The sequence below is a fragment of the Marinobacter shengliensis genome (assembly GCF_030297115.1).
Taxonomy (GTDB): Bacteria; Pseudomonadota; Gammaproteobacteria; order Pseudomonadales; family Oleiphilaceae; genus Marinobacter; species Marinobacter shengliensis.
In genome coordinates this window covers 3,326,368-3,338,061 of record NZ_AP028062.1, presented here as the reverse complement: position 1 = coordinate 3,338,061, position 11,694 = coordinate 3,326,368, and the positions used below count along the sequence as shown (strand labels likewise).

At 58.3% G+C, this 11,694-nt stretch carries 10 protein-coding genes; 3 read left to right on the top strand and 7 right to left on the bottom strand.

Features of this window, described 5'->3' with window-relative positions; translation table 11 throughout:
- The first annotated feature begins 5 nt into the window (after positions 1–5).
- Positions 6–794, top strand: a complete 789-nt coding sequence (locus QUE75_RS15320; protein ID WP_286251457.1) for an SDR family oxidoreductase — start codon at positions 6–8, stop codon at positions 792–794.
- Between the two features lie 60 nt (positions 795–854).
- Here the strand turns inward: QUE75_RS15320 and QUE75_RS15315 are convergent, their stop codons facing one another.
- From QUE75_RS15315 to QUE75_RS15285, 7 genes are all read right to left on the bottom strand, one after another.
- Positions 855–1,601: an amino acid ABC transporter ATP-binding protein gene (locus tag QUE75_RS15315; protein ID WP_058092726.1), complete on the bottom strand. Its 747-nt coding sequence runs from the start codon at positions 1,599–1,601 to the stop codon at positions 855–857.
- Between the two features lie 13 nt (positions 1,602–1,614).
- Positions 1,615–2,286 carry an amino acid ABC transporter permease gene (locus tag QUE75_RS15310; RefSeq protein WP_072676474.1) on the bottom strand — a complete coding sequence of 224 codons (672 nt, stop codon included), beginning with the start codon at positions 2,284–2,286 and terminating at the stop codon, positions 1,615–1,617.
- A 71-nt stretch (positions 2,287–2,357) separates the two neighbouring features.
- On the bottom strand, positions 2,358–3,116 hold the full coding sequence (locus QUE75_RS15305; RefSeq protein ID WP_072676475.1) for a transporter substrate-binding domain-containing protein: 759 nt from the start codon (positions 3,114–3,116) through the stop codon (positions 2,358–2,360).
- Positions 3,117–3,335: 219 nt separating this feature from the next.
- Positions 3,336–4,205 (bottom strand): methylenetetrahydrofolate reductase [NAD(P)H], encoded by an 870-nt coding sequence (metF, locus tag QUE75_RS15300; RefSeq protein WP_061332605.1) that lies wholly within the window; start codon positions 4,203–4,205, stop codon positions 3,336–3,338.
- Between the two features lie 12 nt (positions 4,206–4,217).
- Positions 4,218–5,612 carry an adenosylhomocysteinase gene (ahcY, locus tag QUE75_RS15295; RefSeq protein ID WP_286251448.1) on the bottom strand — a complete coding sequence of 465 codons (1,395 nt, stop codon included), beginning with the start codon at positions 5,610–5,612 and terminating at the stop codon, positions 4,218–4,220.
- A 447-nt stretch (positions 5,613–6,059) separates the two neighbouring features.
- On the bottom strand, positions 6,060–7,250 hold the full coding sequence (gene metK, locus QUE75_RS15290) for a methionine adenosyltransferase (RefSeq protein WP_061332607.1): 1,191 nt from the start codon (positions 7,248–7,250) through the stop codon (positions 6,060–6,062).
- A 96-nt stretch (positions 7,251–7,346) separates the two neighbouring features.
- Positions 7,347–8,348: a metalloregulator ArsR/SmtB family transcription factor gene (locus tag QUE75_RS15285; protein WP_286251445.1), complete on the bottom strand. Its 1,002-nt coding sequence runs from the start codon at positions 8,346–8,348 to the stop codon at positions 7,347–7,349.
- A 235-nt stretch (positions 8,349–8,583) separates the two neighbouring features.
- On the opposite strand from QUE75_RS15285, the gene tkt reads away from it, so the two are divergent.
- Together tkt and gap are read left to right on the top strand one after the other, a co-directional pair.
- Positions 8,584–10,584, top strand: coding sequence for a transketolase (gene tkt, locus QUE75_RS15280; RefSeq protein WP_286251444.1), 2,001 nt, complete (start codon positions 8,584–8,586; stop codon positions 10,582–10,584).
- Positions 10,584–11,612 carry a type I glyceraldehyde-3-phosphate dehydrogenase gene (gene gap / locus QUE75_RS15275; protein ID WP_286251442.1) on the top strand — a complete coding sequence of 343 codons (1,029 nt, stop codon included), beginning with the start codon at positions 10,584–10,586 and terminating at the stop codon, positions 11,610–11,612. The genes tkt and gap overlap by 1 nt, the downstream gene beginning before the upstream one ends.
- Positions 11,613–11,694: the final 82 nt, after the last annotated feature.

The window sequence follows — 11,694 nt, the reverse complement described above, 5'->3', positions numbered from 1 at the left end:
TGGTTATGTCTGCACAAACTGTCTGGATTACCGGAGCTTCCTCCGGCATTGGTGAGGCGCTCGCCCTGCGATATGCAAAAGAGGGTGCGCGTTTGGTGTTATCGGCGCGGCGAGCAAGTGAACTGGAGCGAGTCGCGAGCCGTTGCCGGGAGGCCGGTTTGGCTGCTGATGACGTCCTTGTGCTCCCGCTGGATGTGACCGATTGGGCCTCGTTGCCCACGGCGGTACAGACGGTTCTGGATACTTTCGAAACCATTGATCTTCTGGTTAACAACGCCGGTGTGTCTCAACGCTCTTTGTGCAAAGACACCGATATGTCGGTCTATCAGAAACTGATGGATGTGGATGTGATGGGCCAGATTGCACTCACCAAGGCCGTACTGCCCCTCATGCTGGAGCGCGGTTCCGGCCACTTGGCGGTCACCTCCAGTGTGGCCGGCAAAGTCGGCGCCCCCATGAGAACCGGATATTGCGCCGCCAAGCATGCGGTTATGGGCTTTTTTGATGCCCTTCGTGCGGAAGTGGAAGGCGAGGGTGTTCAGGTTTCCACCATCACGCCGGGCTTTATTCGCACGGAAATTTCCCGTAATGCCTTGGCCGGTGATGGCTCTGCCTATGGTGAGGAAGATGCCGACATTGCCGGTGGCATGGACGTAAACGAATGTGCTGAGGTGATCTTCAAAGGGCTTCAAGCGAAAAAGCGTGAAATCCCGGTAGGCAAGGGCAAGGAAATGGCGGCGCTCTGGGTCAAGCGGCTGTCGCCGGAATTGCTGTTCCGCCTGGCCAGAGCGTGATTGCAGGCCTCGGTAAGCCTTAGACAACTACCGAGACCAAAAGAACCGGGTGCGAGGCGGTCAGTGCGCCAGCACCCGTGACAGAAATGCCTGGGTACGCTCGTTCTGGGGATTGTCGAAGACATCGTCGGGCCTGCCTTCCTCGACAATCTGGCCTTCATGAATGTAGATCACCCGGTCTGCGACTTCCCGGGCAAATCCCATCTCGTGGGTAACCACCATCATGGTCATCCCCTCCTTGGCCAGTTCCCGCATGACATCCAGCACCTCCCCGATCATTTCCGGGTCCAGCGCCGAGGTAGGTTCGTCGAACAGCATTAATCGGGGTTCCATGGCCAGGGCCCGGGCGATGGCTACCCGTTGCTGCTGACCACCCGACAACTGGCTGGGGTATTTGTCGGCCTGGTTGCCGATACCCACTCTGTCCAGCAAGCGCTCTGCGGTGGCGTTGGCCACTACCTGGGACGCTTTTTTGACTTTCATGGGGGCCAGCATGATGTTCTTTCGTACCGTCAGGTGAGGGAACAGATTGAACTGCTGGAACACCATGCCCACTTCCTTGCGTATTTCCGACAATGCCTGCTGGTTGCCACCTTTGGGCGCGAGTTTCTGGTTATCTACTTCCAGGACGCCGGATTCATATTCTTCAAGGCCGTTCACACAGCGGATCAAAGTGGACTTGCCGGAGCCGCTGGCACCGATAATCACCACTACTTCTCCCTGCTCGACGGTAAGGTCAATATCCTTGAGGACATGCAGTTTGCCGAAGTACTTGTTCATGCCCTTCATTTTCACAATCTGAGTCATTTGTCGGGCTCCTTCAGACAGACGCTACGCCACGGCGCTCAAGCAAGCGCAGGAGCAGGGACAGAGTTAAGGTGATGGCCAGGTACATGAGCGCCACCACGAAATACACCTCGAACGCGGTAAACGTGTTGGCAATGTACACCTGCCCCTGGCGGACCAGTTCACCTACGCCGATGACAGAAAACAGGGACGTGTCTTTGATGCTGACAATGCCCTGGTTGCCCAGTGGCGGAATCATGCGCCGGAACGCCTGGGGCCAGATGATGGACCAGAAGGTCTGGGTTCTTGAGAGACCGAGCGACAGGCCGGCTTCGGTCTGGCCTTTGTCGATGGACTGCACGCCACCGCGCACCACTTCGGAAATATAGGCGCCGGAATTGAGAGCGATGGCTGCAATGCCCGCGGTGAGTGGGTCGATGGGCCCACCGATCAGGTCTGGCAGGCCGTAGAAAATAAACAGGACCTGAACCAGAATCGGCGTGCCACGAAAAATCTCGATGTAGGCAATGGCTGGCCAGCGCAGGAACCAGCTTTTGTTGATGCTCAGCAAACCGAACAGGATGCCCAGCACAAAGCCAATGGCCAGGCCGCCAAAGGAAATCATCAGAGTGTAGGGGATGCCTTTGGCCAGAAATGGAATGGCATGGATTGCTGCCTGCCAGTCAAACTGAAACTGGAATTCCACAGTATGAGTCTCCGTTGAGTTGGGAGGAACCGGTCAGGGCGTTGTACGCCCTGACCAGAACGGATGGTGGTTTACTGGTCTTCAGGCATGGGGCCAAACCATTTTTCGTAAATGGTCTTGTAGGTGCCGTCTTCCTTAATTGAGGCAAGTGCTTCGTTGACCGGGCCAACCCATTGGCTGCCCTTCTTCAGGGCGATACCGTACTGCTGGCCTTCATAAAGCTGGCCGACGGTTTTCACCCGACCTTCGCCACGGGTGCTGGCAAAGTAGCCTACGTTGGGGGCATCGTAGAACACTGCATCAATGGCACGGGACATCAGCGCCATATACATATCGGAGCTGCCCGGGTACGGCGTCACACCGCCATTGTTATCCAGGTTCTGCATCAGGAAGTCGTAACTGGTGCTGCCGATCTTGGTGCCAACTTTTTTGCCCTCAAGATCAGAAAGCTCATCGACATCACTGTTGTTTGCCCGCACCAGAATCCGCAGGCCTGAGTCGTAGTAGGGATCAGAAAAATCGACAATCTGCTTACGCTCTTCGGTGATGGTTATGCCGGCAATCGCGATATCCACGTTACCGGTTTGCAGGGCCGGGATAATGCCGTTGAAATCCATGGTCTGCAGGTTGTACTCAAATCCCGCGCGCTCGGCCACCTCAGAGATGATATCCATGTCGAAACCGATCATCTCGCCGGTTTCCTGGTCCATCATTTCAAAGGGGACAAAACTGGGGTCGGTCACCACTCGGAGGGTTTCTGCGCTAACGGTTGACGCTGCAACCGACAATGCCAGACCAGCGCCCAGTGTTTTCAGCCATTTCGTGCTCATGTGATCTCCTTTCTGTTTTTCTATGCTCCATTTGCCCGGTAAGGCAATTCGCACAGGTAACCGCTTTTAACGCTTGCCGTGCGAGGAGCGTTGATGGGGATACATCAGACACAGCCTAGACCAGAAAAGCAGGATTTGCAGAAAATCAGTTGGTTATGAAACTGGGGAGGGAGAAAGAGAAAGCCCTCTGCCGGCTGGCAGAGGGCTTCGGGGAGCAGATCAGAAAGCGATCTTCTCCCGGTCGCTGATGCCCAGATTCTTCCAGATGGAGATGCTGGGTTCAGCCTGGTTCAGGGTGTAGAAGTGCAGCCCGGGCGCCCCGGCTTTCAGCAGCTTTTCGCACATCTCGGTGACCACTTCTTCGCCGAATTTGCGGATGCTGTCGGTGTCGTCGCCGTAGGCTTCGAGTTGCTTGCGGATCCAGCGGGGGATTTCCGCACCGCACATATCCGAGAACCGCACCAGGCTGGAGAAGTTGACGATAGGCATGATGCCCGGCACCACCGGAATGGTGACGCCCATCTTCTCCAGACGGTCGATGAAGTAGAAGTAACTGTCGGCATTGAAGAAGTACTGGGTGATGGCGCTGTTGGCACCGGCCTGTACCTTCCGTGCGAAGTTCTTCAGGTCTTCCTCGGCGTTGCGGGCCTGAGGGTGGAACTCCGGGTAGGCTGCCACTTCCAGATTGAAGTGATCACCGCTGTGCTCCCGGATAAACTCCACCAGCTCGTTGGCGTAACGCAGCTCACCGGAGGCGCCCATACCTGAGGGCAGGTCGCCGCGCAGGGCGACAATCCGGTTGATGCCGTTCTCTTTATACAGATCCAGCAGCTCCCCGATCTCTGCGCGGGTACCACCCACGCAGGACAGATGCGGTGCTGTGGAAATGCCCTGCTTGTGCAGGTTCAGTACCGTTTCAATGGTGCGGTCCCGGGTGGAACCGCCGGCGCCGAAGGTGACCGAGAAGAAATCCGGGTTCACCTCGGCCAGCTGGTTGCGCACCGCCTGGAGTTTTTCCTTGCCCTGATCGGTCTTGGGCGGGAAAAACTCAAAGCTGAAACGGCGCTTGAATTGCTTCTGGGATTCCATGATCGTTTCCGCTTAGTACCTGTAGCTTTCCGGCTTGTACGGGCCTTCGACCGGCACACCGATGTATTTTGCCTGGTCCGGCGTCATCTTGGTGATCACACCACCAAAACCTTCCACCATCGCGCGGGCCACTTCTTCGTCCAGCTGCTTGGGCAGCACCTGAACGTAAACGCCCTTGGCCTTGGACTCTTCCGGCAGGTCAGCAAACTTGCGCTCGAACAGGTACATCTGGGCCAGCACCTGGTTGGCGAAGGAGCCGTCCATGATCCGGGACGGGTGACCGGTGGCGTTGCCCAGGTTCACCAGGCGGCCTTCGGACAGCAGGATCAGGTGGTCGTTGCTGGCCTTGTCACGGTAGATCACGTGAACCTGCGGTTTGACTTCATCCCACTCCCAGTTCTTGCGCATGTAGGCAGTGTCGATTTCATTATCGAAGTGGCCGATGTTGCACACCACAGCACCGTTCTTCAGGGCCTTCAGCATGTTGGCGTCGCACACGTTGACGTTACCGGTGGTGGTCACCAGAAGGTCGGTGGTGCCCAGCAGATCAGCGTTGATGCCCTGCTCGGTGCCGGTGTTGATGCCATCGATGTACGGAGACACCACTTCAAAGCCGTCCATGCAGGCTTGCATGGCGCAGATCGGGTCGGCTTCGGTCACTTTTACGATCATGCCTTCCTGACGCAGGGACAGGGCAGAGCCTTTACCCACGTCACCGTAACCGATCACCAGCGCCTTCTTGCCAGACAGCAGGTGGTCGGTAGCGCGCTTGATGGCGTCGTTCAGGCTGTGGCGACAGCCGTACTTGTTGTCGTTCTTGGACTTGGTGACCGAATCGTTCACGTTGATCGCCGGGATCTTCAGGGTGCCGTCACGCAGCATTTCCTGCAGGCGGTGTACGCCGGTGGTGGTTTCTTCGGTCACACCGTGGCACTTGTTGATGATGGCCGGGTACTCTTTATGAAGTACTTCGGTCAGGTCGCCGCCGTCATCCAGGATCATGTTGGGTTCCCAGCCGTCTACGTCCGCACCCACGGTGCGGTGCAGGCACCATTCGTATTCTTCATCGGTTTCGCCTTTCCAGGCGAACACGGGAATGCCTTGTGCTGCGATGGCGGCTGCGGCCTGGTCTTGGGTGGAGAAGATGTTGCACGATGACCAGCGCACGTTAGCGCCGAGCTCCACCAGGGTTTCGATCAACACGGCGGTCTGGATGGTCATGTGGATGCAGCCCATGATGTTGGCGCCTTTCAGCGGCTGCTCGGCTTTGTATTTCTCGCGCAGTTTCATCAGGGCGGGCATTTCGCCTTCGGCGATTTTGATTTCCTTGCGACCCCAGTCGGCGAGGGTGATGTCGCGGACTTTGTAGTCTTCAAACGTGGTCAGTTTTTCTGCCGGAGTGCTCATTTGGGTGTTCTCCTGTCAGCCTTTCTCTACGGTCCCGGAACATTATCGGGTACCGCCTGTATGGGTTGCGTCGGAGATGGGGAACGTCTTTCGCGGAACCGCTACGAGCACATCCATGTGCGCTTCTCTCAGGCCATCCTTGGCCTTCGAAATTCCGCGAAAGACGTTCCCCATCTCCTCTTTCAAACTTTGGCGTATGCCGTCTCCGGTACGCCGAAATACTGAATTTGGCCTTCTTTCAGCGCCTTGCATGAAAGAGTTTTCGATAATCCCTCGCCACAAGTTCAAAAGCGGTGGTGAGGAACGTCTTTCCGGGACTATCTTTGGCCATGGATGGCCAAAGCTAAGCGCCCACGGACGGCTTGAGCGTGTCCCGGAAAGACGTTCCTTGCCGCCGCCACTCCAAAATTGGAGGGCTGGGCCACGACAAGAAGCCAGTGCCAGTCTTTAGATGCCTGCAGCGTCCTTCAGGGCCGCAGCGCGGTCGGTCTTCTCCCACGGGAACGCGGTGAAGGTCTTGCCGCCAACGGTCATCTCGTATGGGTCGCGGCCGAAGTGGCCGTAGGCTGCGGTTGCCCGGTACATCGGGTGCAGCAGGTCCAGCATGTTGGTGATCGCATAGGGGCGCAGGTCGAAGTGCGCGCGCACCAGGTCGATGATCTTGTCGTCGCTGATCTTGCCGGTGCCGAACGTGTTCAGGGAAATGGAGGTCGGCTGGGCTACACCGATGGCGTAGGAGACCTGGATCTCGCATTTCTCGGCCAGGCCGGCGGCGACGATGTTCTTGGCCACGTAACGACCGGCATAGGCGGCAGAACGGTCAACCTTTGAGGGGTCTTTGCCGGAGAACGCACCACCGCCGTGACGGGCCATGCCGCCGTAGGTGTCTACGATGATCTTACGGCCGGTCAGGCCACAGTCGCCCACCGGGCCGCCGATCACGAACTTGCCGGTCGGGTTGATGTGGAACTGAGTGTCTTTGTGCAGCAGTTCTTCCGGCAGCGTGTGCTTGACGATCAGTTCCATCACCGCTTCTTTCAGGTCTTCCTGGGTCACGTCCGGGTCGTGCTGGGTGGACAGAACCACGGCATCGATACCGACAACCTGGCCGTTCTCATAGCGGCAGGTGACCTGGCTCTTGGCGTCCGGGCGCAGCCACGGCAGCAGGCCGCTCTTGCGGGCTTCGGCCTGGCGCTGTACCAGCCGGTGCGAGAAGGTGATCGGAGCCGGCATCAGCACGTCGGTTTCGTTGCTGGCGTAGCCGAACATCAGGCCCTGGTCGCCGGCGCCCTGATCTTCCGGCTTCTGGCGGTCAACGCCCTGGGCGATGTCGACAGACTGTTTGCCGATGATATTGATCACGCCACAGGTGTCGCCGTCGTAGCCCACGTCTGAGGAGGTGTAGCCGATGTCTTTGATCACTCCGCGCACCAGGTCTTCCAGGTCTACCCAGGCGCTGGTGGTGATTTCACCGCCAACGATGGCAACGCCGGTCTTGACCATGGTTTCGCAGGCCACGCGGGCGTGCGGGTCGTCGGCCAGGATGGCATCCAGTACCGCATCGGAAATCTGGTCGGCCAGTTTGTCCGGGTGGCCTTCAGAGACCGATTCGGAGGTGAAGATGTTGTAGTCAGACATAGCGGTGCTCCTTTGTGAGCGTTTTCAAAGTCAGTGTACGTATTTCTACGTACGACAATATCAAAGTTTTTTGATGTTCCAGTATCCGCGCGGGCCTCAGGCCGTTGCGGTCGTTTTCCAGAATTCCCTGACCTGCACCTGAAAACCGTTGCGCAGGCCAATAAACAGTTGCTCCCCGGCGCTTAAGCCGGCATCAGCGGCCCAGGCGGTCAGCTCTTCCGGCTCAAAGCCAAGCCAGAGGTCGCCGCAATTCTCTTTCGCCCAGTCCTGATCATGGCTGCACAAATCACTGACGATAAAACAGCCACCGCTGTTCATCAGTGCCGCGGCATCCAGGAAGATGTCCGCCGGGCTGGGCACATGGTGCAGCACCATGTTGGCGACGATCAGGTCAAAGGCATCACCGCGGGCCAGCAGGGTGTCGGTGACGCCTTCAATCAGATCCACGTTATTCAAACGCTCATCAATACAGGTGCGGGTGGTCTTGGCCAGCATGTCCTTGCTGTTGTCCAGCGCTACCACGTGTTCAAACAGGGCTGATAGTACGGGCAGGAAGGCACCTTCACCTGGGCCGATTTCCAGCGCACTGCGCCATTCTTGCCGGGTCGTGCGCTTGCGGATCAGCTCTGCTGTGGGCTCGGCATACAGGTCAAAGGCTGCAATCAATTCCTGTTGTTCCCGGAACTGCTCCGAGTGTCGGGAGAAAAACGCCTGGGATTGCTCCGCCCGCTGCTCCCGGATTGCCTCAATCTTTTCTTCCAGCTGCGGCGGCAAAGGCACGCGGTCCACCGTCTCAAAAATCTGCCGGATGGCCTGGTCCGCCAGTTTGTCGCTGTCCAGATGCAGGGGGCGGCGGTAGAAAATGGCGTTGCCTTCACGCTGGGGTTCCAGCAACCCGGCCTTGTTCATCACTTTCAGGTGATGGCTCATGCCGGACTGGCGCATATTAAACAGCTGGCTCAGCTCAAGCACGCCGAAGGTGTCACGGCGCAGCACCCGCAGGATCTCCAGGCGCAGGGGGTCTCCGCTCGCCTTGAAGATCGGTGCCAGGGTGTCCACAGAGGACAGTTCGTTAGCATGTGCATTGAGTGAGGTCATGGTTGGCAAGTGTAGGGGTGATTGGTTGGTCGATCAATAGCCATATCAAAATTTTTTGATATAGGTTTGTGGCTTTGTGAAATCAGTTGCTTTGGCGAGTTTGTGCCGCCGCCATCGGAAAACCACTACATATGGATTTGCCCCGGCATACCGTAATCGGCGAAAATACGCGCCTTCTTTTTAAGCAGTTTTTGCAGCTTGAATTCTTTTCCTGAAAAACACTGGAGAATAGTCAATGTCGTCCCGTAAAGATCTCGCCAACGCCATTCGCGCGCTGAGCATGGATGCGGTTCAGAAAGCCAAGTCCGGCCACCCGGGTGCGCCCATGGGTATGGCGGATATCGCCGAGGTACTGTGGAACGATTACCTCAGCCACAACCCGGCCAACCCTCAGTGGGCCAACCGTGACCGCTTTGTGCTGTCTAACGGCCATGGCTCCATGCTGCAGTATTCGCTGCTGCACCTGAGTGGGTACGACGTCTCCATTGACGACATCAAGAACTTCCGCCAGCTGCACTCCAAAACCCCGGGCCACCCGGAATACGGCTATACGCCGGGCATCGAGACCACCACTGGCCCGCTGGGGCAGGGCATTGCCAATGCCGTTGGTTTCGCGCTGGCCGAGAAATCCCTGGCGGCGCAGTTCAACCGCCCGGGCCACGAGATTGTTGATCACTACACCTACGCCTTCCTGGGCGATGGCTGCCTGATGGAAGGCATCTCCCACGAAGTCGCCTCCCTGGCTGGTACTTTGGGCCTGGGTAAACTGGTGTTCTTCTACGACGACAACGGCATTTCCATTGATGGTGAAGTAGAGGGCTGGTTCACCGACGACACGCCCAAGCGTTTCGAATCCTACGGCTGGCAGGTTATCCCGAACGTGGATGGCCACGATGCCGATGCCATTCGTGCGGCCATCGAAGCGGCCCGCGCGAATACCGATCAGCCCACCATCATTTGCTGCAAAACCATCATCGGCTTTGGTTCCCCCAATAAACAGGGCAAGGAAGATTGCCACGGCGCCCCGTTGGGTGACGATGAAATCGCCCTGACCCGGGAAGCGCTGGGCTGGCAGCACGGTCCGTTCGAGGTGCCTTCTGAAATTTACGCAGCCTGGGATGCCAAAGAAAAAGGCGCCGCTGCCCAGAAGGCATGGGAAGAGAAATTCGCCGCCTACGAAAAGGCCGAGCCGGAACTGGCCGCTGAGTTCAAGCGCCGCATGGCCGGCGAGCTGCCAGCAGACTTCTCTGGAAAAGCTCAGGCCTACATTCAGGAATGCCAGGACAAGGGCGACACCATCGCTTCCCGTAAGGCATCCCAGAACACCCTGAACGCCTATGGCCCGCTGCTGCCGGAACTGATGGGCGGCTCCGCCGACCTGGCCGGTTCCAACCTGACCATCTGGTCTGGTTGCAAAGGCGTGACCAAAGACGACGCCTCCGGCAACTACATCTATTACGGTGTGCGCGAGTTCGGTATGGCGGCCATCATGAACGGCATCGCCCTGCACGGCGGTTTTGTCCCCTACGGCGCCACCTTCCTGATCTTCATGGAATACTGCCGCAACGCGGTACGTATGGCGGCTCTGATGAAGCAGCGCTCCATCTTTGTCTTCACCCACGACTCCATCGGTCTGGGCGAAGACGGCCCCACGCACCAGCCCATCGAGCAGATGGCCAGCCTGCGCACCACGCCGAACATGAGCATGTGGCGCCCGGCCGATACCGTGGAATCTGCGGTGGCCTGGAAAGCCGCCCTCGAGCGCAACGACGGCCCCACCGCCATGGTGTTCTCTCGTCAGAACCTGCCGCACCAGCAGCGTGACGCCGAGCAGCTGGCCAACGTTGCCAAGGGTGGCTACGTGCTGTCTGACAGCGAAGGCACCCCGGAGCTGATCCTGATTGCCACCGGCTCTGAAGTGGCCCTGGCCCAGGACGTTGCCGTCAAGCTGCGCGAGCAGGGCAAGGCTGTGCGTGTGGTGTCCATGCCGTCTACCGATGTATTCGACGCCCAGAGCGCCGAGTACAAGCAACAGGTGCTGCCGCTGGAAGTCACCAACCGCATCGCCATCGAAGCCGGCATTGCTGACTACTGGTACAAGTACGTGGGCCTGGACGGCCGGGTTGTGGGCATGACCACCTTCGGTGAGTCTGCGCCTGCTGGCGAGTTGTTCAAGGAATTCGGCTTCACCGTCGATAACATCCTGGAAGTGGCTGACGAGCTCCTGGACGCCTGATGACCAACTCAACGCCGTTTCGCATCGCCATCAACGGGTACGGCCGCATAGGCCAGTGCGTGTTGCGGGCACTCTATGAAAACGGCTATCGCGACCATCTGCAGGTGGTCGCGATTAACGAGTTGTCGGATATCGACACCATCGCCCATCTCACCAAATACGACTCCACACACGGGCGGTTTCACGGTGAGGTGGCGGTGGATGGCGATAACCTGGTGGTGAACGGCGACCGCATCCGGGTGCTGCGCCACCCGGACCCGAGTGATCTGCCGTGGCGTTTGCTGGACGTGGACCTGGTGCTGGAATGCTCCGGCGCCTACTCCGACCGCGCCACAGCGGAAAAGCATATCGCTTCGGGTGCCCAGCGGCTGCTGTTTTCCCAGCCAGGAGAGGCCGATGTGGACCGCACCGTGGTGTTCGGGATCAACGACCACCAGCTGAATGCTGAGGATGTGATTGTGGCTGCGGGTTCCTGCACCACCAACTGTCTGGTACCGGTGATCAAGGTACTGGACGACGCCTTCGGCGTAGAGCAGGGCAGTACCACCACCATCCACGCCGCCATGAATGACCAGCCGGTGATCGATGCCTACCACCACCAGGACCTGCGCCGCACCCGCAGCGCGCTTCATAATATCGTCCCGGTAGACACAGGACTGGCCCGTGGCATAGAGCGTTTGCTACCCCATATGGAAGGTCGCTTCAGCTCGGTGGCCATGCGCGTGCCAACACTCAATGTCTCTGCTATAGACATGGTGGTGAATGTACGCGAGGCCACCGATGTAACGGCGGTAAACCAGTTGCTGCAGAACGCCGCAAAGGGCTCGTTAAAAGGCATCCTCGGTTACACCGACGAACTGCTGGCCAGTTCCGACTTCAACCACGACGCCCATTCCGGCGTGGTAGACGGCGGCCAGACCCGAGTCACCGGCGGCACCATGGTGAAAGTACTCTGCTGGTTCGACAACGAATGGGGCTTCGCCAACCGGATGCTGGATGTCAGCCAGGCATGGCTAACCAAAACCTGAAGGCTACAAAGGGGCCTGACCTTTAACCCAGCCCCGACGGATACAAAGGGGTCAGACCCCACCCAAATTTAACTATTTGAAT

Bases quoted from the DNA above. Each gene is read 5' to 3' on its own strand.
- gap (WP_286251442.1), top strand. From the start codon at position 10,584: ATGACCAACTCAACGCCGTTTCGCATCGCCATCAACGGGTACGGCCGC.
- QUE75_RS15285 (WP_286251445.1), bottom strand. From the start codon at position 8,348: ATGACCTCACTCAATGCACATGCTAACGAACTGTCCTCTGTGGACACC.
- ahcY (WP_286251448.1), bottom strand. From the start codon at position 5,612: ATGAGCACTCCGGCAGAAAAACTGACCACGTTTGAAGACTACAAAGTC.
- QUE75_RS15315 (WP_058092726.1), bottom strand. From the start codon at position 1,601: ATGACTCAGATTGTGAAAATGAAGGGCATGAACAAGTACTTCGGCAAA.
- metK (WP_061332607.1), bottom strand. From the start codon at position 7,250: ATGTCTGACTACAACATCTTCACCTCCGAATCGGTCTCTGAAGGCCAC.
- tkt (WP_286251444.1), top strand. From the start codon at position 8,584: ATGTCGTCCCGTAAAGATCTCGCCAACGCCATTCGCGCGCTGAGCATG.
- QUE75_RS15305 (WP_072676475.1), bottom strand. From the start codon at position 3,116: ATGAGCACGAAATGGCTGAAAACACTGGGCGCTGGTCTGGCATTGTCG.
- metF (WP_061332605.1), bottom strand. From the start codon at position 4,205: ATGGAATCCCAGAAGCAATTCAAGCGCCGTTTCAGCTTTGAGTTTTTC.
- QUE75_RS15320 (WP_286251457.1), top strand. From the start codon at position 6: ATGTCTGCACAAACTGTCTGGATTACCGGAGCTTCCTCCGGCATTGGT.